The sequence below is a fragment of the uncultured Tenacibaculum sp. genome, assembly GCF_947498805.1.
GTDB lineage: Bacteria > Bacteroidota > Bacteroidia > Flavobacteriales > Flavobacteriaceae > Polaribacter.
This window is the reverse complement of record NZ_CANMLT010000006.1, coordinates 107,348-129,688: the sequence shown is the minus strand read 5'-3', so window position 1 is coordinate 129,688 and position 22,341 is coordinate 107,348. Positions and strand designations below refer to the sequence as shown.

General features: G+C 32.2%; 27 protein-coding genes. 20 read left to right on the top strand and 7 right to left on the bottom strand.

Translation table 11 applies throughout. From position 1 onward, the window contains the following. From map to Q0873_RS13365, 6 genes are all read right to left on the bottom strand, one after another. Window positions 1-819 carry a type I methionyl aminopeptidase gene (gene map / locus Q0873_RS13390; RefSeq protein ID WP_299108128.1) on the bottom strand — a complete coding sequence of 273 codons (819 nt, stop codon included), beginning with the start codon at window positions 817-819 and terminating at the stop codon, window positions 1-3. 29 nt (window positions 820-848) lie between these two features. After that, on the bottom strand, window positions 849-1,379 hold the full coding sequence (locus tag Q0873_RS13385) for a thioredoxin family protein (protein ID WP_299108126.1): 531 nt from the start codon (window positions 1,377-1,379) through the stop codon (window positions 849-851). 9 nt (window positions 1,380-1,388) lie between these two features. Then, window positions 1,389-2,906 carry a 2,3-bisphosphoglycerate-independent phosphoglycerate mutase gene (gpmI, locus tag Q0873_RS13380; protein ID WP_299108124.1) on the bottom strand — a complete coding sequence of 506 codons (1,518 nt, stop codon included), beginning with the start codon at window positions 2,904-2,906 and terminating at the stop codon, window positions 1,389-1,391. A gap of 47 nt (window positions 2,907-2,953) precedes the next feature. Beyond that, a complete protein-coding gene (locus Q0873_RS13375) occupies window positions 2,954-3,220 on the bottom strand; it encodes a hypothetical protein (protein ID WP_299108122.1) in 267 nt (88 codons plus the stop codon). Window positions 3,221-3,364: 144 nt separating this feature from the next. Next, window positions 3,365-3,625, bottom strand: coding sequence for a hypothetical protein (locus Q0873_RS13370; RefSeq protein ID WP_299108120.1), 261 nt, complete (start codon window positions 3,623-3,625; stop codon window positions 3,365-3,367). Between the two features lie 9 nt (window positions 3,626-3,634). Continuing rightward, entirely contained in the window at window positions 3,635-4,399 is a 765-nt protein-coding gene (locus tag Q0873_RS13365) for a M48 family metalloprotease (protein WP_299108118.1), read from the bottom strand. Between the two features lie 124 nt (window positions 4,400-4,523). On the opposite strand from Q0873_RS13365, the gene Q0873_RS13360 reads away from it, so the two are divergent. Further along, on the top strand, window positions 4,524-6,278 hold the full coding sequence (locus Q0873_RS13360; protein WP_299108116.1) for an aromatic amino acid hydroxylase: 1,755 nt from the start codon (window positions 4,524-4,526) through the stop codon (window positions 6,276-6,278). 34 nt (window positions 6,279-6,312) lie between these two features. Next, window positions 6,313-6,594, top strand: coding sequence for a rhodanese-like domain-containing protein (locus Q0873_RS13355; RefSeq protein WP_299108114.1), 282 nt, complete (start codon window positions 6,313-6,315; stop codon window positions 6,592-6,594). Window positions 6,595-6,604: 10 nt separating this feature from the next. Here Q0873_RS13355 and Q0873_RS13350 read toward each other — a convergent pair whose 3' ends face one another. After that, window positions 6,605-7,555 (bottom strand): GSCFA domain-containing protein, encoded by a 951-nt coding sequence (locus Q0873_RS13350; RefSeq protein WP_299108112.1) that lies wholly within the window; start codon window positions 7,553-7,555, stop codon window positions 6,605-6,607. 101 nt (window positions 7,556-7,656) lie between these two features. Here Q0873_RS13350 and Q0873_RS13345 point away from each other — a divergent pair, with 101 nt between their 5' ends. From Q0873_RS13345 to Q0873_RS13260, 18 genes are all read left to right on the top strand, one after another. Further along, a complete protein-coding gene (locus Q0873_RS13345; protein WP_299108110.1) occupies window positions 7,657-8,559 on the top strand; it encodes a MerR family transcriptional regulator in 903 nt (300 codons plus the stop codon). A gap of 210 nt (window positions 8,560-8,769) precedes the next feature. Beyond that, window positions 8,770-10,158 carry a fasciclin domain-containing protein gene (locus tag Q0873_RS13340; protein WP_299108108.1) on the top strand — a complete coding sequence of 463 codons (1,389 nt, stop codon included), beginning with the start codon at window positions 8,770-8,772 and terminating at the stop codon, window positions 10,156-10,158. A 68-nt stretch (window positions 10,159-10,226) separates the two neighbouring features. Then, window positions 10,227-11,690, top strand: a complete 1,464-nt coding sequence (gene crtI, locus Q0873_RS13335; protein WP_299108106.1) for a phytoene desaturase family protein — start codon at window positions 10,227-10,229, stop codon at window positions 11,688-11,690. Between the two features lie 2 nt (window positions 11,691-11,692). Continuing rightward, window positions 11,693-12,538: a phytoene/squalene synthase family protein gene (locus Q0873_RS13330; RefSeq protein ID WP_299108103.1), complete on the top strand. Its 846-nt coding sequence runs from the start codon at window positions 11,693-11,695 to the stop codon at window positions 12,536-12,538. Further along, on the top strand, window positions 12,538-12,987 hold the full coding sequence (locus Q0873_RS13325) for a sterol desaturase family protein (protein WP_299108101.1): 450 nt from the start codon (window positions 12,538-12,540) through the stop codon (window positions 12,985-12,987). The genes Q0873_RS13330 and Q0873_RS13325 overlap by 1 nt, the downstream gene beginning before the upstream one ends. Beyond that, window positions 12,984-13,685: a lycopene cyclase domain-containing protein gene (locus Q0873_RS13320; protein WP_299108099.1), complete on the top strand. Its 702-nt coding sequence runs from the start codon at window positions 12,984-12,986 to the stop codon at window positions 13,683-13,685. Before Q0873_RS13325 ends, Q0873_RS13320 begins: the two co-directional genes overlap by 4 nt. After that, window positions 13,672-14,145, top strand: a complete 474-nt coding sequence (locus tag Q0873_RS13315) for a TspO/MBR family protein (protein ID WP_299108097.1) — start codon at window positions 13,672-13,674, stop codon at window positions 14,143-14,145. The genes Q0873_RS13320 and Q0873_RS13315 overlap by 14 nt, the downstream gene beginning before the upstream one ends. Window positions 14,146-14,149: 4 nt before the next feature. Beyond that, window positions 14,150-14,803: a TetR family transcriptional regulator C-terminal domain-containing protein gene (locus Q0873_RS13310; protein WP_299108095.1), complete on the top strand. Its 654-nt coding sequence runs from the start codon at window positions 14,150-14,152 to the stop codon at window positions 14,801-14,803. Further along, window positions 14,800-16,110: a lipopolysaccharide core heptose(II) kinase RfaY gene (locus Q0873_RS13305; protein ID WP_299108093.1), complete on the top strand. Its 1,311-nt coding sequence runs from the start codon at window positions 14,800-14,802 to the stop codon at window positions 16,108-16,110. The genes Q0873_RS13310 and Q0873_RS13305 overlap by 4 nt, the downstream gene beginning before the upstream one ends. Next, window positions 16,110-16,724 (top strand): flavin reductase, encoded by a 615-nt coding sequence (locus tag Q0873_RS13300; protein WP_299108091.1) that lies wholly within the window; start codon window positions 16,110-16,112, stop codon window positions 16,722-16,724. Before Q0873_RS13305 ends, Q0873_RS13300 begins: the two co-directional genes overlap by 1 nt. After that, a complete protein-coding gene (locus Q0873_RS13295) occupies window positions 16,725-18,137 on the top strand; it encodes an SDR family oxidoreductase (protein WP_299108089.1) in 1,413 nt (470 codons plus the stop codon). Window positions 18,138-18,218: 81 nt separating this feature from the next. Next, window positions 18,219-19,682 (top strand): FAD-binding domain-containing protein, encoded by a 1,464-nt coding sequence (locus tag Q0873_RS13290; RefSeq protein ID WP_299108087.1) that lies wholly within the window; start codon window positions 18,219-18,221, stop codon window positions 19,680-19,682. 1 nt (window position 19,683) lies between these two features. Next, window positions 19,684-20,103, top strand: coding sequence for a hypothetical protein (locus Q0873_RS13285; protein WP_299108085.1), 420 nt, complete (start codon window positions 19,684-19,686; stop codon window positions 20,101-20,103). Further along, a complete protein-coding gene (locus Q0873_RS13280; RefSeq protein ID WP_299108083.1) occupies window positions 20,100-20,369 on the top strand; it encodes a TIGR03643 family protein in 270 nt (89 codons plus the stop codon). Before Q0873_RS13285 ends, Q0873_RS13280 begins: the two co-directional genes overlap by 4 nt. After that, complete coding sequence (locus tag Q0873_RS13275; RefSeq protein ID WP_299108081.1) at window positions 20,369-20,785, top strand: 6-carboxytetrahydropterin synthase; 417 nt, start codon at window positions 20,369-20,371, stop codon at window positions 20,783-20,785. Before Q0873_RS13280 ends, Q0873_RS13275 begins: the two co-directional genes overlap by 1 nt. Then, on the top strand, window positions 20,748-21,443 hold the full coding sequence (gene folE / locus Q0873_RS13270) for a GTP cyclohydrolase I FolE (protein WP_299108077.1): 696 nt from the start codon (window positions 20,748-20,750) through the stop codon (window positions 21,441-21,443). The genes Q0873_RS13275 and folE overlap by 38 nt, the downstream gene beginning before the upstream one ends. Continuing rightward, on the top strand, window positions 21,440-21,664 hold the full coding sequence (locus Q0873_RS13265) for a hypothetical protein (RefSeq protein WP_299108075.1): 225 nt from the start codon (window positions 21,440-21,442) through the stop codon (window positions 21,662-21,664). Before folE ends, Q0873_RS13265 begins: the two co-directional genes overlap by 4 nt. Beyond that, window positions 21,661-22,341: an SDR family oxidoreductase gene (locus Q0873_RS13260; RefSeq protein ID WP_299108073.1), complete on the top strand. Its 681-nt coding sequence runs from the start codon at window positions 21,661-21,663 to the stop codon at window positions 22,339-22,341. Before Q0873_RS13265 ends, Q0873_RS13260 begins: the two co-directional genes overlap by 4 nt.

Below are 22,341 nucleotides of genomic sequence, written 5' to 3'. Positions count from 1 at the left end.
TTATAAAACTAATGGTTGTTGTCTAAACTCATTTTCCTCATCACTCTCAATACCTAAAGCTTCATAGATATATTGGAAAGTAGATAATAACTCTGGTTTTCCGTCAACAATAGCAACATCGTGCTCAAAATGCGCAGAAGGTTTATTATCTAAAGTAGTAATCGTCCAACCATCACTATGCTGACGAATTTTATGAGTTCCCATGTTAATCATAGGTTCAATAGCTACTACCATTCCTTCAACAAACTTCTTCCCGCGTCCTCTTTTACCATAGTTAGGCATTTCAGGATCTTCGTGCATCGTTTTTCCTAATCCATGTCCTACCAATTCACGAACAACACCATACCCGTGTTTTTCACAGTAGTTTTGAATAGCAAAACCAACATCTCCTACACGGTTTCCAACTTTTAATTGACGAATACCTTCGTATAAGCTTTGTTTTGTAACATCTAAAAGCTTTTGTGTTTCAGGTGCAATTTCACCAACAGCAAAAGTGTATGCATGATCACCATAAAATCCATTTTTAATAGCTCCACAATCAATAGAGATGATATCTCCTTCTTGTAAAGGAGTTTTGTTAGGAATACCATGAACAACTTGAGTGTTCGGGCTCATACAAAGTGTGTTTGGAAAATCATACAATCCTAAAAAACCAGGAACTGCTCCTTGCGCTCTAATAAATTCTTCAGCAAGTTTATCGAGGTGTAAAGTAGTAACTCCAGGCTTTACTTCTTTTGCAAGCATTCCTAAGGTTTTAGAAACTACTAAAGCACTTTCGCGCATTAATTCGATTTCTTCTCTAGACTTTTGTATTATCATGGTGAAAATTTTGAAGCGCAAATTTACGTTTATTTTTGATATGGATGTTTGTATTCTTGACCAGATACAATTTTTACGAAATCTTCTTCAACAGTACTGTCGTCAACAGCATGCTCAACGAAGCGTCCTATTTCTTTTCCGTCTTTATAAAAAATAAAAGTAGGAACACGAATAATGTTTAAGTTTTCTTCTAATCCGTTTGCTTTCTTTTGACGATTAACACCTACCAATTCCATGTTTTTATAATCAAAACCAGCTTCGTCTAAAATTTTATAAAGGTTAGGTACTTCTCTTTGACTGTCTCCACACCAAGTTCCCATAAAACCTTTAATTTTTACATCCTTTAAAAGTGGTTTTAGTTTTTCAACAGCATCTTTATTGGTTTCATAATACGAGTAAAAATCGTTAAACCATTCGCTACCATAAGGTTCTTGTTGAAAGCTCTTTTTGTTAACATAGCCAACTAAATTTCCATCTGTGTCTTTTGCAGCCATTGTTTTTTTAGGAGCAGCACATGATGCTAATAGTACGATTGTAGCTAATAATATAATTTTTTTCATGAGGTATAATTAAACTAATGAATGTTGTGTCATTTCTTCTGGTTGCTCCACACCCATTAAATTTAAAATTGTTGGAGCGATGTCACCCAAGATACCACTTTTAATTGATTTTAAATCTTTATCAATTAAAATCATAGGAACCGGATTTGTAGTGTGTGCGGTATGAGGTGATCCATCAGGATTAATCATAGTTTCACAATTTCCATGATCAGCAATTAGAATGGTTGTATAATCATTTTCTAAAGCTGTTGTAATTACATCATTTACGCAATGATCTACAGCCTCACAAGCTTTTACTGCCGCTTCAAAAACTCCAGTATGCCCAACCATATCACCATTGGCAAAGTTTAAACAAACAAAGTCAACATCTCCAGATTTTAATTCAGGAACAATAGCATCTCTGATTTCATAAGCACTCATTTCAGGCTTTAAATCATAGGTGGCAACTTTTGGAGATGGACATAGCAAACGTTTTTCTCCATTAAATTCTTTTTCTCTACCACCAGAAAAGAAGAAAGTAACATGTGGGTACTTTTCTGTTTCGGCAATTCTGATCTGCTTTTTTTCTGCCGATTCTAATACCTTTCCTAAAGTGTTTTCAATATTTTTATTGTCGTAAACTACCTGAATGTTATTAAATGTATCATCATAGTTTGTTAGAGTAACAAAATACAATGGTAATTTTTTCATGTTAAAATCACTAAAGTCTTTCTGACTTAAAGCTTCTGTTAATTGGCGTCCTCTATCTGTTCTGAAATTGAAGAAAATAACAACATCATCTGCTTTAATAGTAGTTTTTGGTTGTTTGTTTTCATCAACCATTATAATAGGTTTGATAAACTCATCTGTTACGCCATCATTGTAGCTTTGCTCAATACTTTCACTTGCATTAGTGCTATAAGTTCCTTTTCCGTGTACCAAAGCGTCGTAAGCTAATTGAACACGTTCCCAACGTTTGTCTCGGTCCATTGCGTAATAACGACCTATGATTGAAGCCAATTCACCGGTAGTTTCTTGCATGTGTTTTTGAATATCGTTGATAAAGTATTTTCCTGACTTAGGATCGCAATCACGACCATCAGTGAAAGCATGTAAATAAACATTATCTAATCCAGAATTATTGGCTGCTTCTAAAAGGCCTTTTAGATGGTTGATGTGAGAATGAATTCCTCCGTTCGAAACCAATCCTAAAAAATGAACATTTTTGTTATTTTGTTTAGCGTACTTAAAAGCATTTAACAATTCTTGTTCTTGAGCTAAAGAACCGTCTTTAACTGCATTGTTGATTCTAGCTAAGTTTTGATATACAATTCTACCAGCACCTAAATTCATATGTCCTACTTCTGAATTTCCCATTTGACCTTCAGGTAAACCTACATGTTCACCATCGGTGCGCAATTCTGCATGAGGAAATTTATCGTATAGAGAATTAATAAAAGGTGTTTTAGCATTGTATATAGCAGATACCTTAGGGTCTTGAGTAATTCCCCACCCATCTAGTATCATTAAAATAACTTTCTTGTTCATTTGTCGTGTTTTGAAGCACAAAAGTAAGAAAGATTTTTAGTGAGTACTTAAAAAATAACGAAACCGATTACGTAGATTAAAATAACAGCGACTAAAACAAATGACAATGCATTTTTTAAAAAAGAAATTCTCTGTTCTTTTTGAGTTTCTTTGCGAATTCTTTCTAAATCTTGTTTACTCGATTTTTTATCAAAATAAAGTTTGTTGTTGTCTTCTTTTAGAAATCTTTCTAATTTTTCAAATGATGTTTTTCGAGTTCTCTTATTGTGTTTTAAACTCGCAATCATAGCGGATGTAGTACCTCCAAATCCCATAGCAAATAATTTAAAGTTACATCTATAAGTAGCGTTTTAGGCGAAAAAGTTACACTTGTAAAGTAAAAATCCATCACTCAAATGATTATGAGCGACGGATTTAGTATATAAAGTATACTGCTTTTATAATGGAATATAAGTCTACTAGTATTTATAAAAACCGATAAAATAGGTCAAAATAATGATTGAAATAATTAAGAATAGCGCAAAACGTATGGTGCGAATTCTGTTTTCCTTTTGAACCTTTTCTCTTATAGCGGCTAATTCCTTTTGGGAAACTTCTTTCTTTTCAATTTTACCAGAAGAACTATTCAAGTCTTTTATTTTTTCAAAAGAACTTATAGGTTTTCTTCTTAGATTTTTTACGGTTTTTTGCATCTCAGATGCAGCTCCGAATCCTAACATAACATAGCTTTATTTTTTGTACTTGCGAATTGCCTCTTTTATTTTTTCAATTCTATTTTCGGGGTCTGGGTGAGTACTTTGAAATTCAGGAACTCTATTTGGTCCTGCTGCGGCTTTTAAGATTTCCATAACTCCAATTAAACTTTCTGGATTATATCCAGCATCAATCATAAGTTTAACTCCTAATTCGTCACTTTCTAATTCATCACCTCTACCATTTTTTAATAAAGTTTGTTGCCCGATACTATTTGCAAGTTGCCCTAGATCAGCACCTACAGAGGCTCCCATTGTTAAAAGCTTCCAGAAATTAGCATTTGTAATACGTTCATTAGAATGTTTTCCAAGAACATGACCTATTTCATGACCTAATACACCGGCCAATTGATCTTCATTCTTTAATTTAGAAAATAGTGCATAAGTGATAAAAATTTGTCCACCAGGTAATGCAAAAGCATTGATAGCTCTATCGTCTCTTAATAAGTGAAATTCATATTGATAACCTGATTGTCTGGCCACAGTATTGTTTACAAGTTTAGCACCTACCTTATCTACTAAGTCTTGAGCATTGTCGTTAGGGAATAACCCTCCATGTTGTTGCGCCATTCTTGGTGCTTGTTGTAGACCAATTGCTATTTCTTGCTGAGGAGATAAACTAATGGCTTGCTTTTTTCCGGTATAAGGATTTACTTCTTGTTGACTGCATTTTCTCAGATACGCAAAGGCTACAATGGCAATACCAATGAATAATCTGATTTTAAAACTACCTCTTCTCATTGTGTTTTTAAATTTTTTGATTTTTTGTTGTTCCCGTAAAGTTACAAAATAAAGATATTTAACAACAAGCTGTTTTTTGTGTTCTTTAAAAGCTGTAAATTTACCCAGCAAACAACAACACTATATGGAGACTCATTTTGAATTGAATGAGGTAACAAAGAGGTTACCGAAGCATTTACACAAGTTTATTGTCAAACAGCCTTACGACGAATATACTGCACAAAATCAAGCAGTATGGCGTTATGTAATGCGAATGAATATAGATTACTTGAGTAAAGTTGCACATGAGTCTTATGTAGATGGGTTGCAAAAAACGGGGATTTCTGTAGAGAGTATTCCGCATATGGAAGGGATGAATAGAATCTTAAAAGAAATCGGCTGGGCAGCTGTTTCGGTTGATGGTTTTATTCCTCCAAATGCTTTTATGGAGTTTCAAGCCTATAATGTATTGGTGATTGCTTCTGATATGAGAACTATAGATCATATAGAGTATACACCAGCTCCAGATATTATTCATGAAGCAGCTGGGCATGCTCCAATTATTGCAAATCCAGAATATGCTGAGTATTTAAGAAGGTTTGGCGAAATAGGTAGTAAGGCGATTTCTTCTGCTAAAGATTATGAAATGTATGAAGCAATTCGTTTGTTGTCTATTTTAAAAGAAAATCCAAATTCTTCTAAAAAGGAAATCAAAGAAGCACAGGAAAAAGTTGAGTGGTTGCAAAATAATATGGGAGAGCTTTCTGAAATGGCTCAAATTCGTAACCTACACTGGTGGACAGTTGAGTATGGATTGATTGGAACTGTTGAGAATCCAAAAATATATGGAGCAGGACTTTTATCTTCTATAGGAGAAAGTAAATGGTGTATGAAGGAAGAGGTAAAGAAGATGCCATATACACTAGAAGCAGCAAATGTTAGTTTTGATATTACTAAACCACAACCGCAATTGTTTGTTACGCCAAACTTTGCACATTTAAGTTTGGTTTTAGAACAGTATGCGAACACCATGGGTATTAGAACAGGTGGTTTGAAAGGTGTGGGAAAATTAATAGACTCTAAAAACTTAGGGACAATTGAATTGAGTACAGGCTTACAAGTTTCAGGAATATTTACAAATGTTATTTCTGATGAAAGAAATCAACCTATTTATATTCAAACTACAGGTCCAACTGCTCTAGCAAATAGAGATAAAGAACTAATTGGACATGGAATTAACTATCATGCAGAAGGCTTTGGAAGTCCAATTGGTAAATTGAAAGGAATTAATATTCCAATAGAGAATATGAGTCCGCGTGATTTGGAAGCGTATGGTATTTACGAAGGACAAAATGTAACACTAGAGTTTGAAGGTGGAGTCAAAGTAGAAGGGGAGGTAATAACGGGTACTAGAGATTTAAGAGGAAGAATTCAATTAGTTTCTTTTAAAAACTGTACGGTTACTCATGGAGATACTGTGTTGTTTCACCCAGATTGGGGAATTTACGATATGGCGGTTGGAAAAGAAATAAAAGCTGCTTTTTCAGGCCCTGCAGATGTAAATTCATTTGGAGATATAGGAAAGGTATCGGAAACAAAAACGCATAAAATTAACTACTCTACAAATGAGAGAAAGTTGTATCAAATGTATGAAGATATAAGAAGGGCTAGAGAGGAAAAAACAATAACGGAATCTAAAGTTCAGGAGGTTTTTGATCTTTTAAAAGAAGAATTTCCAAATGACTGGTTGCTTCCTTTAGAGCTTTTGGAATTGGCTATCGAAGAAGATTATGCAATTAAATCAGATTTAAAAAAGTATTTAGAAAATTTGAAAGGTAACTCAGGTTACACGAACTTAATAGAAAACGGTTTACATTTGTTGCCTCAACATTCAATGTAAAATGGGATTATTTAATTTATTTAGAAGAAAAGATATGAGTAACGAAATACAAGAGTATTTAGAAAAAGGAGCAATAATATTAGATGTACGTACTTTACCAGAATGGAATGACGGACATACAGATGGTGCTAAACACATTGTGTTAAATACGATTCCTGAAAATATAGAGGAGATAAAATCTTGGAATAAGCCGGTAATTGCTGTATGTAAAAGTGGTGGAAGAAGCGGACAGGCAACTGATTTTTTAGCACAACATGGTATTGATATTATCAATGGAGGTCCATGGCAAAATGTTGATCAATACGTAGGGGCTTAAATAAAAGCCTTTAAAAAGTTATATGAGGAAACGCTTTTATTAGTGTTTCCTTTTTTTGTTGTAATTTTTTAAAGAATTGTTGATGTGCTTCTGAATTTGGGTTAAAAGGTTTGTGTTGTATTCCTTTTTGAATAGTATCTACTTCTTTCATCGTAGTAAAAGAGTTTTCGTCAAACCAAACAGAGGTGAATTTTTCCCAAATATAATTGATAGCTGTTTTGTTCGGGTGAATCATATCTTCTGCATAGAAACGATAATCCCTCAGTTCATCCATCATTATTTCATAAGAAGGAAAGTAGAAAGAATTTTGCCTTGGTTCAACTATATTATGTATAGCTGTTAGTAGATGCGATTTACTACGTTGGTTTTCCATAAAGCCATCTTTTATATGTCTAACAGGAGAAACGGTAAAAATAATACTGGCCTTCGAATTGATAGATTTGATAAGTGCGACAATTGCTTCTAAGCTTTCAGAAATTTCAGTTACAGATAAAATTTCTTTAAGAAACTTTTTCTGAGGAACCTTGTGGCAATTGGCAACAATACTATCGGTAACAATTTCTCGATAAATCCATGCCGTTCCTAAAGTAATAATGATGTGCGAGGCGTTTTGAATAGCTGTTGAGGTTTGATTAACAGCTAAATTTAGGTTGCTAAGTAATTCCTCTTTGTTTGTAGAACTTAAGGTAGAGTGTGCCTCAAAGCAGTGCCAACGTTCGTTATGAAGGAAAATGTCATCTTCAGTATATGTCTCGCTATTAACACTTTTAAGAATTAGGTTTTCAATAGCTTTTGGATGAAACAAAATTCCGAAAGGATTTTCGAGTGTTTTAAACTTATGATAAGCTAATTTAGCTCCAATATTTTCAGAAAAACAAGAACCTAAAAGTAAAATATTCGAGTTGTAGTTGATTAAGTTATGTTTTCTACGAGATAAAGGAATGTTGGTAGATAGAACCATTCTAAAAGCTATTTATACATCAAAATTAAGCAATTATATAAGGTAAAAAGTACATTTTCTGTGTTTTGATAAAAAAAATTGTATATTTGTTTAATAATATTATGTTTACGTTGAACAATATCAAAACCATATTTACAATAAAAGACCTCGAGAATATTTCGGGGATTAAAGCACATACCATTAGGATATGGGAAAAACGATATAATTTATTTAAGCCTAATAGATCAGATACAAATATTCGCTATTACTCTACAGAGAGTCTTACCAAATTATTAAATGTAGCGCTTTTAAATAAGCACAATTTTAAGATTTCTAAGATTGCTATGATGAGTGAAGATCAAATAAAATTGAATGCTAGAGAGTTGGCTTTTAAGTATGCAGTAAATGATGAAGCAATCAATTCATTTAAATTAGCAATGTTTCAATTTGATAAGGTTTTATTTAATAGTACATATAATAAGTTACTTCATAAAAAGACCTTTAGAGAAGTTTTTAAAGAAGTGTTTGTGCCTTTCTTAAATCATATAGGTTTATTATGGCAAACAGATACTTTGTTGCCAGCACATGAGCATTTTATCTCTAATTTGATTGCGCAGAAAATTCAAATAAATATTGAGAAGTTAGATTATTCAACTACAAATACAGATGTGACTTATGTGTTATTTTTACCAGAAAATGAAATACATGAGTTAGGGTTGATGTACTTGAATTATGAGCTTGTTTTAAGAGGGTTTCAAACAATCTATTTAGGTCAAAGTCTTCCTCTAAACAATTTGGATTATTTTTTTAATAGTGATTCTAAGGTTTGTTTTGTGACTTCAATGACAGTGAGGCCTTATGATGATAAGATTGTGAATTATTTTTACGAAATAGAAGATATTTTAAAGGAAACGAATCATAGCTTAATTGCAGTAGGGAAGAAGGCAATGGATGTAGCTGATCTTGAGTTTAACTCAGATATAAAGGTGTTTTCTTCTGTGATTGAGTTGATTAAATCGTTGTAATTTTTTTTAAGCCAATTCATTTTTGTTTAATTAAAATTTGGTTTTGTTAAACAAAATATTTAATTTTGAAATGAATTTTGCCGGAAGTGGCATATTTTTTTATCGATAATCAATTTGTTTAATGTTTATGGAAAAAGAATAAACAGTCTGGGAAAACCGAAAAGCAGACTTAAAAGAAATAGAGTAGGACAATTTAAAATCAGTATAGTTATGTTAACTAAAAGAAGTTTTTTTAAGTACCCCCTTGTTTTAGTATTTGTGCTAAGTTTTTGTGCTCTTACATCTTGTTCAGATGATGATACAATTGTTGCTTCAAAAGATCTAGTAGGTAAAGTTGCCGAAAGATCAGATTTAAGTATTCTTGTTCAAGCTTTAGAAAAAGCAGATTTGGTTGGTGCCCTAAAAGGTAGCGGACCGTTTACGGTTTTTGCTCCAAATAATGAAGCCTTCCAGAAATTATTAGATTCAAAAGCCGCTTGGAGTTCTTTAGATGATATTCCTGTAGATGTTTTAAAAAGTGTTCTTCTATATCATGTAGTAACCACTAAAAATGCATCTTCAAGTTTGTCTAATGGTCAACAGATTCCTACATTAAATGGAGCTTCTCTAGTTGTTGATTTATCAAGTGGTGTTAAAATAAATACAGTTTCAGGTCAATCAGCATCAGTAATAGATGCCGATATCGATTCTTCTAACGGAATTGTTCATGTAATTAATGAGGTGTTATTACCAGTTGAATTACCTAAAGATATTACCGATTTGGCAATTGGTACTGCAGACTTAAGTATTTTAGTAGAGGCTCTTAAAAAGGCTAATTTAGTTTCTGCTCTTCAGGCAGAAGGAAGTTTTACAGTTTTTGCACCTACCAATCAAGCCTTTCAAAATTTACTGGATAGTAATCCAGATTGGAACTCTTTAGATGATATTCCAACAGATGTTTTAACAAATGTGTTATTGTTTCATGTGTTAGGTAAAGGAGTGGAGTCAGAAGGATTGTCTGATACTTATGTAAAAACGCTAGCTAAAGGACCAAATGATGAAATGTTGTCTTTGCAAGTTGAAGTAACAGGAGGCATTGAGTTCAATGGAGATGCAAAACCAGTGATGGTAGATAATATGGCTTCGAATGGAATAGTTCATATTATAGATAAAGTGATGTTGCCACCAAATGTAGTAACGCTTGCCTTGAATAATAGTGGTTTTACAACTTTAGTCGCTGCATTAACAGATAGTAGGCATACCGTTAATTTTGTTGACTTATTAAAGATGGATGGACCTTATACCGTTTTTGCTCCAACCAATGACGCTTTTCAAGCATTGTTAGACAGTAATGCTTCTTGGAATTCGTTAAGCGATATTCCGATAGCTACATTAGAAGCAGTTCTTAAGTACCATGTATTTGGAGGTGGAAATGTTCAGGCAAATGAGTTAACAGATAACCAAGAGATTACCATGTTTGATGGGAATATGGTAACAGTTGATCTGAGTAATGGAGCAAAATTAGAAACAGGTTCAGGGCAATCGGTAGTTATTTCTTTAACTGATGTGCAAGGAACAAATGGAGTAATTCATGTAGTAAACAACGTATTGTTACCATAAAATTAATTTTAAGGTAGTTGGTTTGTTGTCAGTTTGTTATTGATTAAATTTATAGATAAAACAAAACATTGGGTAAGAAAGTACACATAATAGGTTCAGGGTTTTCCTCTTTAGCTTCCGCTTGTTATTTAGCGAAGGCCGGATATGACGTAATTGTTTTCGAAAAAAATAATTACCTCGGAGGAAGAGCGCGTCAATTTAAAAAAGAAGGGTTTATTTTTGATATGGGACCAACTTGGTATTGGATGCCTGATGTTTTTGAAAAGTTTTTTGCCGATTTTGGAAAAAAACCTTCAGACTACTACCAATTAGAGCGATTGAGTCCAGCATACGAAGTTTATTTTGGTAAAGAAGATTCAATTGTTATACCTGGTGATTTAGAGGGTATTGTAGATGTTTTTGAGAAGGAAGAAAAAGGTAGTTCGATACATTTAAAACACTTTCTTAAACAAGCAAAAGGAAATTATGATGTAGCTGTAAAAGACTTGGTGTACAAGCCAGGACAAAGTCCTCTAGAACTAGTTAATATCGAAACTATTAAAAGACTTCACCATGTATTTGGAAATATAAGAAGTCAGGTTAGTAGAAGAATTAAGAATAAAAAACTCCTCAAAATTCTTGAATTTCCGGTGCTGTTTTTAGGAGCTAAACCCCAAGATACCCCGGCCTTATATAGTTTTATGAATTGGGCGGATTTCGGACTTGGTACTTGGCATCCTGTTGGAGGGATGTATAAAGTAGTTGAAGCTATGGTTGCTTTGGCAAGAAGTATGAACGTCGAGTTTAGAACCAATTCGAATGTACAAGAAATAACACTAGATTCAGTAGGAAAAACAAAAGGTATTATTGTAAATGATGAATTTATTGCTTCCGATGTTGTATTAAGTGGAGCAGATTACCATCATACCGAGACCTTACTTCCTCAAAAATATAGACAATATTCAGAAAAATATTGGGATAAAAGGGTGTTCGCACCATCTTCCTTATTGTTTTACGTAGGGTTTGATAAGAAACTTAAGAATGTTAAGCATCACACCTTGTTTTTCGATACAGAGTTTGATGTGCATGCAGAAACAATATATGGTCCCCCAAGTTGGCCTAAAGAACCATTGTTCTATGCGAGTTACCCCTCAATTACCGATGGTTCTTTTGCGCCAGCAGGAAAAGAAGCTGCTACTTTTTTAATTCCACTAGCACCAGGAGTAGAAGATACTTTATCGATAAGAGAAAAGTATTTTAACATCATTATTCGACGATTGGAAGAGTTAACCCAACAATCTGTAAAAGAATTTATTATCTTTAAAGAGAGCTTTTGTGTTAATGATTTCGTTAAAGATTATAATTCTTACAAAGGCAATGCTTATGGATTGGCTAACACGCTAATGCAAACTGCTTTTTTAAGACCAAAAATTAAAAGTAAAAAAGTAAAGAATTTATTCTTTACAGGACAATTAACGGTTCCAGGACCGGGTGTGCCTCCGGCTTTGATATCGGGGAAGATAGCTTCAGATTTAATAATAAAACACAACTAATTATGAAAAAGCAACTCTTTGATGAGGTGTCTTACGCAAGTAGTAAGCTCGTAACACAAAAATATAGTACCTCTTTTTCGTTGGCAACAAGAATGTTGTCTCCTTCAATACGTGCTGCAATTTATAATATTTACGGCTTTGTTCGTTTCGCCGATGAAATTGTTGATTCTTTTCATGATTATGATAAAGAAGCACTATTGTCGAAATTTGAGAAAGAGTATTTTTTGTCAAAACACATGGGTATTAGTTTAAACCCTATTATGAATTCTTTTATTCATACAGTAGTTAGATATAATATACCAGATCAAATGGTACAGTCTTTTTTGAAGAGCATGAAAGTCGATTTATACAAGACAGAATATCAAACAAAAGAAGAGTATGAAGAGTATATTTATGGATCAGCAGATGTGGTTGGATTGATGTGTTTGAAGGTTTTTGTAAATGGGAACCAAGACAAATACGATGAGTTAAAAGATGCTGCACAACGCTTAGGATCTGCTTTTCAAAAAGTAAATTTTTTAAGGGATTTAAAAGATGATTTTGAAGACTTAAATAGATCGTATTTTCCGAATGTGAATTTTGGAAATTTAGATGAACAATCAAAGCAAGATATTATCGAAGATATAGAAAGAGACTTTGAATATGCTTACAAGAATGGGATTCTCAAATTGCCAGTTGAAGCAAAATTTGGTGTATACATGGCTTTTCGATATTACAAAAGACTATTGAAGAAGCTGAAAGCTGTACACTATTCAAAAATAATGGAAACTAGAGTTCGAATATCTAACCCAATGAAAATTAATTTATTGGCAAGGAGTTATGTAAAATATAAATTAAACCTTATTTAATGTTTTTTGTTTTAATAACCATAGTAACATTTGTAGTAATGGAAGGCATTACTTGGTGTACACATAAATATGTGATGCATGGTTTCGGGTGGTATTTACATGAAGATCACCATCAACCAGGATATCCACATGTTTTTGAGAAAAATGATGCTTTTTTTGTTGTTTTTGCTGTGCCGAGCATGCTATTATTCTTTTTTGGAATACGCCCGGAACTTAATTTTATGTTTTTTATAGGTTTAGGGATATTACTTTACGGAATTGCTTATTTCTTAATACACGATGTATTAATACATAGGAGGTTCAATTGGTTTAAAAACACAAAAAACAGATACCTAAGAGGTTTAAGGAAAGCACATAAAGTGCATCATAAACATTTAGGGAAAGAAGAAGGAGAATGTTTTGGTATGTTGTTCGTACCATTTAAGTATTTTAAAACATTTAAAAAGTGAGCCAATACGTATATCTAATATTAAATTTAGGTAGCTTAAGTATTCCATTATTATATAGTTTTTTAGAAAAGAAATTTCATTTTATTCAATACTTTAAAATTGCTTTGATAAGTATTGTTTTGGTTGCAATTCCTTTTTTAATATGGGATGGAATATTTACCGCTGAAGGAATTTGGGGGTTTAATGAGAGTTATTTCTTAGGTATGAAAATTTTTAAAATGCCTATAGAAGAATGGATGTTTTTTTTCTGTATTCCATATGCGTGTTTGTTTACACATGAAGTTTTAAAGTACTACTTACCAAACTATAAATTATCCAAATCGGCGACGATACTGTTAAGTATAATGTTGGCCTTAATTGTTTTCTTTTTACTGATATTCAATTTTGGAAAATGGTATACAACGGTAAATTTTATATTTTTTCTTGGCTTACTAGTATATGGCTTGAAGAATCATTTGACAACACTTCAAGAATATTTGCCAAGTTTTATAGTGATTTTGATTCCGTTTTTTTTAGTGAATGGAATTTTAACAGGAAGCTTTATAGAGAGCCCTGTTGTATGGTATAATAATGATGAAAATTTAGGATTTAGATTGTTTACAATACCTTTTGAAGATGTTTTTTATGCATTCAACCTATTGTTTTCAATTCAACTAATTTTTAATCATTTAAAAAATAAACAAATTGAAAGAAAATAAATATATACGATTCTTACTGTTTTTAGTGGTTAATTTTTTAGCCTTAGCTATAGGTGTTTGGTTAATGAACGACGGACCAAGAACAGCATGGTATCAGTCATTAAATAAGGCGCCTTGGACACCTGCAAATTGGGTGTTTGGAGCAGCTTGGACCACAATCATGTTCATGTTTTCAATCTACATAACTAGAGTAAGTTTTCAGTATGCTTATTTAGCAAAAAAACTACTTTACCTATTTGGTTTACAATGGATTTTAAATGTTGGGTGGAACTATGTTTTTTTTAACCAACATATGATAGCTGTAGGGTTGGTAGTAATTACGTTACTGTGGTTGTTAATAGGCTATTTTACTTTTGAACATTTAAGAAAAGTAAAAGGGTATACACTGTTTATTATACCGTATTTAGTATGGATGACCATTGCTACAAGTTTGAATGCATATATAGTTTTTAATAATTAAGAAGATGGCAAAAAAGAAAAATATTACTCAGGAAAAATTAATTGAATGGTATATGAATACTGTATTGGTTTCAGGAAGACCACAATCTGTTTTTGCATTTGCTCAAAACAACAATTTTGAAGAAGCAGATTTTTATAAGAGCTTTTCTAGTTTTGAAAGTTTAGAGAAAGCCATTTTTCAGGTTTTTGCAAAAGAAACTATTCATATGCTGCACAAAACAGAAGCTTATAAAACGTATAGTTCAAAAGAAAAGTTGTTAAGTTTTTACTTTACATTTTTCGAGTTATTAACGGCAAATAGATCTTATGTTTTATTGCAATTGAAAAGCCATAAGATGGATTTCAATAAGTTAATGGTTTTGAAAGGGCTTAGAGAAGAGTTTATTGCATTTATAGAAAATGTCTCTCTTGAAAAGATTGATTTTAAGAATGAAAGAATAAATAAAATTCAAGATAAAACGATTGCTGAAAGTTATTGGTTTCAACTATTAATGATTCTAAAATTTTGGTTAGAAGATGAATCTTCAAATTTTGAAAAAACAGATGTTTTTATAGAAAAAACAATCAAAGCAAGTTTTGATATACAGCAAATAGCACCTATTAAAAGTGTGGTTGATTTAGCTAAGTTTTTGTGGAAAGAAAAAATGACGATGGTATGAAAACACTAAATAAAATACCTACAAGTAAAATAGAAAGAGCTACAAAGCTCGTGACAACTGGCGTAAAGGTAGGAGTGAATTATGTGAAGTATTATGGTAATAAAATAACACAATCAGAAGAAGAAGCCAGATCAAAACTAAATGAAGAGAATGCAACAGATATATACAATGGTTTAAAAGAGTTAAAAGGTTCTGCTCTAAAAGTAGCACAAATGCTAAGTATGGAGAAAAACTTGTTGCCAAATGCATATGTAGAAAAATTCTCGTTGTCACAATTCTCGGTACCACCACTTTCAGGACCGTTAGTAGTCAAGACTTTTAAAAAATATTTTAAAAAATTACCTACCGATGTTTTTGATACGTTTACAAAAGAATCTGTAAATGCAGCCAGTATCGGGCAAGTTCATAAAGCAACGGTAAATAATAAAAATTTAGCGGTTAAGATCCAATATCCAGGAATCGCTGATAGTATCTCTTCAGATTTAGCCATGGTAAAACCAATGGCAATGAAGATGTTTAATATTCAAGGAGAAGGTTCTGATGAATATTTTAAAGAAGTTGAAGAGAAATTACTAGAAGAAACAAATTATAATTTAGAATTGGCTCAAAGCAATGAAATAGCCAATGCATGTAAGCATATACCTAATTTAAGGTTTCCAAAGTATTACAAAGAGTATTCTTCAGAACGAATTCTTACAATGGATTGGATGGATGGAGTGCACTTATCTGAATTTACTGAAGTGAATACAAATCCTGAAATGGCAAATAAATTGGGTCAGGCATTATGGGATTTTTATATGTATCAAATGCATGTATTAAAGAAAGTTCACGCAGATCCACATCCAGGTAATTTTTTAGTTTCAAAAGAAGGAGAATTGATTGTGATTGATTTTGGTTGTATGAAGAAAGTTCCTGAAAGCTTTTACATTCCTTATTTTGAATTAGCAAAAAAGGAAAATATTGAAAACCCAAGTTTTTTTGAAAGTAAGCTTTATGAATTGGAGATCTTAAGAAAAGACGATACAGAAGAAGAAATAGTCTTTTTTAAAGCTCTTTTTTACGAAATGTTATCTCTGTTCACGCAGCCATTTCAACAAGAAAACTTTGACTTTTCTGATGATGCTTTTTTTGGAAGAATTGCCGATTTAGGACAAAAGTATGCGAAAAGCACAGAGCTAAGAAAGATGAATGGAAATAGAGGGTCGAAACACTTTATTTATATAAACCGAACTTTTTTTGGACTGTATAATTTAATGCACGATTTAAAGGCAAAAGACATTGTTATAAATAATTTTAAAAACCTGTAATGCATATTACAAGAAAAGACATAGAAGCATTTCCGCATTTATATAAGATAAACTTAATGAATAGTATATCGGGATATAAATCTGCAAATTTAATAGGAACGAAATCATTAATTAGTAATGTAGCTAATGTTGCGGTTTTTAGTTCTGTTGTACATTATGGATCTAATCCACCTATTTTAGGTTTTGTACTTAGGCCAACAACAGTAGTTAGAAATACGTATAATAACATAAAAGAAACAGGCTTCTATACAATTAATGCAATTAGTGAAGGTATTATAGAAGATGCACACCATACCTCTGCAAAATACACTGCCGATATCTCAGAGTTTGATAAGACCAATCTAACACCAGCGTATAAAGAGAATTTTTATGCTCCGTTTGTAAGTGAGTCCCCATTACAAATTGGAATGAAATTTTTAGAGGAATATTATATAAAAGCAAATGATACCATCCTAGTTTTAGGAGAGGTGGTTGATTTATATATTGAAGAAAGTATGTTGTCTGAAGATGGATTTTTGAATCTATCTAAACAAAGTGTAGCGGCAATTAATGGGTTAGACACCTACATGGTGGCAAAGGAATTTAAAAGATTATCATACCAAAGACCTAAATAAATGAAAATACTAATCACAGGAACAACTGGGTATATCGGGAAGAGAATCATTCCTATCCTTCTAAAAGAAGGACATACTTTGGTGTGTACTGTGAGAGATGTAAATAGAGTACCATTAGAGTTTCGAATAGAAGATAATATAACGTTCATTGAAATTGATTTTTTAGAACCGAAACAAGAGTTGCCAAAAGATATTGATGCAGCATATTATTTAATTCATTCAATGTCTACTAGTAGTAATGACTTTGGGAGTTTAGAAGAAAAGTGTGCCATTAATTTTAAGGATTTAATAGAGAAAACAGCGTGTCAGCAAGTAATATACCTAAGTGGAATTGTAAATGATGCTTCATTATCGAAGCACCTACAATCGAGATACCAAGTAGAACAGATTTTACAAAGTGAACATTATAATACAACTACTTTTAGAGCTGGTATTATCGTGGGTAGTGGAAGTGCTTCTTTTGAAATTATTAGAGATTTGGTTGAAAAACTTCCAGTAATGGTAGCTCCGAAATGGTTATATACAAAAACACAACCCATTGCAATACGGGACGTTTTAGCTTATTTAACAAGAGCGCTTTTAAACGAGAAACTTTACAATAAATCATTTGATATTTATGGTCCAGAAGTATTGACCTACAAAGAGATGTTATTGCAATTTGCTGAAGTAAGAGCTTTAAAGAGGTTTATTTTTACACTACCAATTTTAACCCCAAAACTATCATCTTATTGGTTATACTTTGTTACTTCGACATCTTTTAATTTGGCAAAATCATTGGTAGATAGTATGACCGTTGAAGTTATTGGAAAGAAAAGTAATATCAATGATATTGTAAATGTAAGCCCTATTACTTATAAAGAAGCGGTTCAAAAAGCCTTTGTTAAAATAGCACAAAGCTCTATTGTTTCAAGTTGGAAAGACGCGAAAATCAGTGGAGTATTTAAGAAAGAATATATCGATCACATAGAGTTACCTCATTATGGATGTTTCAAAGATATACGAAGCAGAAAGATGAATGATGAAGAGAGAACATTAGAAAAAATTTGGAGTATAGGAGGTAAGCAAGGTTGGTATAGATTTGATTTTTTATGGGAAATAAGAGGCTTGCTAGATCAAATTGTTGGAGGAGTTGGTTTGCGAAGAGGAAGAAGACACCCAACTGAATTAGAACCAGGAGATGCCTTGGATTTTTGGAGGGTACTTTTGGCAGATCAAGAGAATAAAAGACTGTTGCTTTTTGCTGAGATGAAATTACCAGGAGAAGCATGGTTGGAGTTTAAAGTAGTAAAGAATAAAATATATCAAAGAGCAGTATTTAGACCGAAAGGTATCTTAGGAAGGGTATATTGGTATACCGTATTACCATTTCATGGAATTATTTTTAATGGATTAATAAACCATTTATCAAAGTAGAGATCTTATATTTTTTTGATTTATAAGTTTTTGTTTAATGAAAATAGGTTTATGTTGAACAATATTTAAAATAGAATAGATATGTTACAGCGCAAAGAGGAAATAGCAGTAGTTTGGTTTAAAAGAGATCTTCGTTTACACGATAACGAGGCAATTTTAAATGCGCTTAATTCAGGAAATAAAGTGTTGTTTATCTATCTTTTTGAAGAGAGCTTATTGAGAGATGAACATTACTCTGAAAGACATTGGAACTTTGTTAAAGAGTCTCTAAGAGACATCAATGCAGAGTTACTAGGTTATAACACAAGAGTCTTGACAGTTAATTCTGAGGTGAATTCTTTTTTTAGATACTTGCAAACTCAAAGGAATGTAACTGAGGTTTATTCTCATATTGAAACCGGCATATTAAGAACTTATAATAGAGATAAATCATTTAAAAGGTTTTGTAGCAATAATTCAATTAATTGGACAGAAAATATACACAATGGTGTATTTAGAGGAAGAAAAGATAGAACCAATTGGAAAGAGGATTGGGAAAGCTATATGAAAGTAGCAATATCACCTTTTGAACCAAAGAAAGATGTGTTTTGTTCCAATGAGCAAATTGATGTTTTGGCGAAGAACTTAAAAGAGGTAAATCTGAATACCTTGAAAGGAACATTTCAACTAGGAGGAAGAACTATGGGATTAAGATATATGCATAGTTTTTTCAATATACGTCATGAAAACTATACCAAACATATATCAAAACCAAGTGAAGCCAGAGAGAGCTGTAGCAGACTTTCTCCTTATATCGCATGGGGAAATTTATCCGTTAGAGAAGTTTTTCAAGAGGCCAAAAAAGCACAAACACAAGGAGGAGACAAAAGAGCAATACATGCTTTTGTTTCTCGGTTAAGATGGCAGGCGCATTTTATTCAAAAATTTGAAATGGAATGTCTTATGGAAAGAGAGAGTGTAAACAGTGGATTCAGAAAATTAAAAAAAGATATTACGAAGAAATATGTGAGTAGCTGGAAGCAAGGAGAAACTGGAATTCCTTTTATAGATGCATGCATGAGGTGTTTGATAACAACAGGATACTTAAACTTTAGAATGCGAGCAATGTTGGTGTCCTTTTTTACCCATAACCTTTGGCAACCATGGCAAGAAGCTTCCAAATATTTATCAAAACTTTTTTTAGATTTTGAACCAGGAATTCATTTTCCGCAGTTGCAAATGCAAGCAGGAGAAACAGGAATAAATACCATAAGAATCTACAATCCAATAAAAAACGGATTAGAACATGACCCTGAAGCAATATTCATTTCAAAATGGGTTCCAGAAGTAGCGAGTTTACCAATTCCTTTTAGGCATGAACCTTTTAGAATGACAGCTTTAGAGCAAAAACTCTACAATTTTACTTTGGAAAAAGACTATCCTGCGCCCATAGTTGATTTAGAGAAATCTAGGAGAAAAGCATCAGATATTATTTGGAAAATGAGAAAAGATCCAGAAGTAATAAAAGATAGCTATAGAATATTAAAAAAACATACAAATAAATAATATGCTATTTAATACAACATATACAGATAAAGAAGATATCGCAGAAATGAATGCGCTTATCGGTAAACCTATGGGGTTTATAGCATCTTTCAAATTGGGCGGAGTTGGTTCGGGAAGAATGATTATAGATGGAGTAAGTAGAAGTTTTCAAGGCGTATTGAGCACAGTGAGTGATTTAGGGTATGGAAGTATTGAGCTGAGGCCTAACGGAGTTATGATCTATATAACAAGACAAATGGAACGTTTTTGTTGGGTGATTCCATATTATAAACTATCCGTATTTAATGATGGGTTTTTTAGTATCCATTCCGATAACAATTTTATACGATTTAGAAAGGATTTAAAATATAAAGAGAATAAGAGATTTATAGATAAAATGATGCACCAAAAAGCATTAAAAATGAAAGATTACTTTTTATGACCACGAGAATGTTAGATAGAATAATTGAAATGGCTTGGGAAGACAGAACTACGTTCGATGCAATACAATACCAATTCGGTTTGAAAGAACAAGAGGTTATTTCATTAATGAGAAAAGAATTAAAGCCTTCAAGTTTTAGGTTGTGGCGAAAAAGAGTTCAAGGAAGAAAAACAAAACACGAGCAAAAAAGAACTTTTATAAAAGGTAGGTTTAAATGTTCAAGACAAAAAAGTATAAGTAGTAATAAGATTTCAAAACGGAAATAATGCTAAAACACAAACTAGGAATAACAAGAAAAGAACATTTTAATGCAGCTCATAGGTTGCATAATCCTAATTGGAGTTTAGAAAAAAATAAAAAGGTATTTGGAAAATGTAATAACCCTAATTTTCATGGACATAATTATGATTTAGAAGTAACAATTATAGGAGAAATAGATATTGATACGGGTTATGTCATCGATACTAAAAAACTGTCTCGCTATATAAAAGAAGAGATATTAGATCCTTTCGATCATAAAAACTTAAATCTAGAAGTACCTGAATTTACGGAGTTAAATCCAACAGTAGAAAATATAGCAATCGTAATTTATAATAGGTTAGAAAAAGTAATACCAAATAATTTAGAAATTAAAATTAAACTTTATGAAACACCAAGAAACTTTGTTGAATATCCCTATTAAAAATAAGATCAACAATCTGAGTGTTGAAGAAATAGGAGATGATCATTTATATACAGGTATAGAAACACCAATGATCTCAGATGCTTTTTTGATTTCTAATGAAGAGAAAAAGGAAAAGATAGCTAGTTTGTTTAAAGAGATTATGAAAACAATGGGGCTTGATTTATCCGATGACTCTTTAAAAGGAACGCCTAAAAGAGTTGCTAAAATGTATATAGAAGAAATTTTTTCAGGTTTAGATCCGGCTAATAAACCCAAGATGGCATTGTTTGAAAACAAGTATCAGTATAATCAAATGTTGGTAGAGAGAAACATTAGTTTTTACTCAAATTGTGAACATCATTTTGTACCTATCATAGGAAAAGCTCATGTTGCCTATATCTCTTCTGGAAAGGTAATTGGACTTTCAAAGCTCAATAGAATAGTGCAATACTATGCCAAAAGACCTCAAGTACAAGAAAGGTTAACAAATCAAATAGCAAGAGATTTACAAGAAATATTAGAAACAGAAAGTGTTGCTGTTATCATAGAAGCAAAACACTTATGTGTTTCGTCAAGAGGAGTCAAAGATGATACTTCTGAAACAGTAACCTGTTTTTATGGAGGAGAATTTAATACTCCAAAGAAAATAGTTGAACTTCAAAATTATTTAAAATGAGCACAGTTAATTTAATTCAAGAAGCTTTAGATTTTGAAAAGAATCATAAAAGATTAAGATCTAGAAATGAAAAAATTCTAGCGTCAAGAAAAGCAAAAGAAATAATTCTATCTATTAATGAGGTGTATAAAGAAACCAAGGATAGAAGTTTGATGGATATTATGAAGCGTTTGACTTTGATAAAACAAAAAGTAGAGAAACGATTAAAAGGAAGGTTATGAAAACAATCGTTGTAATAGGTGGAAGTAAAGGAATAGGAAAGGCTATTGTAGATAATTTGAAAGAAACTACTAAGATTATTAATATTAGTAGAACCCCTTCAGAAGAACATAAGAATATAGTTAGTTATACATGCGATGTAACAGTAGATAAGTTGCCAGAATTAGAAAGTGAAGTTCATAGTTTAGTGTATTGCCCCGGTAGTATCAATTTAAAATCATTTACGCGTTTAACTCTTGATGATTTTCAAAATGATTTTAACGTGAATGTTATTGGGGCAATTAAAACTTTAAAAGCTTATGAAAATCAATTAGTAAAAAGCAAAGGAAGTGTCGTGTTGTTTAGCTCAGTGGCCTCTATGTTAGGTATGCCTTTTCATGCAAGTATTGCTGCAAGTAAATCAGCAGTAGAAGGGTTAACAAAATCGCTAGCTGCAGAATATGCAACTAAGGTTAGGTTTAATGCAATTGCACCTACAGTTACTAACACCCCTTTGGCTTCACGTTTATTAAGAAACGAAAAACAGCAAGAATCCATGAAGCAACGGCATCCACTTAAGAAATATTTAGAGTCGAAAGAAGTTGCCGATTTGGCGTGTTATTTATTGTCTGAAAAAGCTTCGGCTATTACAGGACAAGTAATTCCTATAGATGCAGGTATAGTAACGGTAAAAATATAA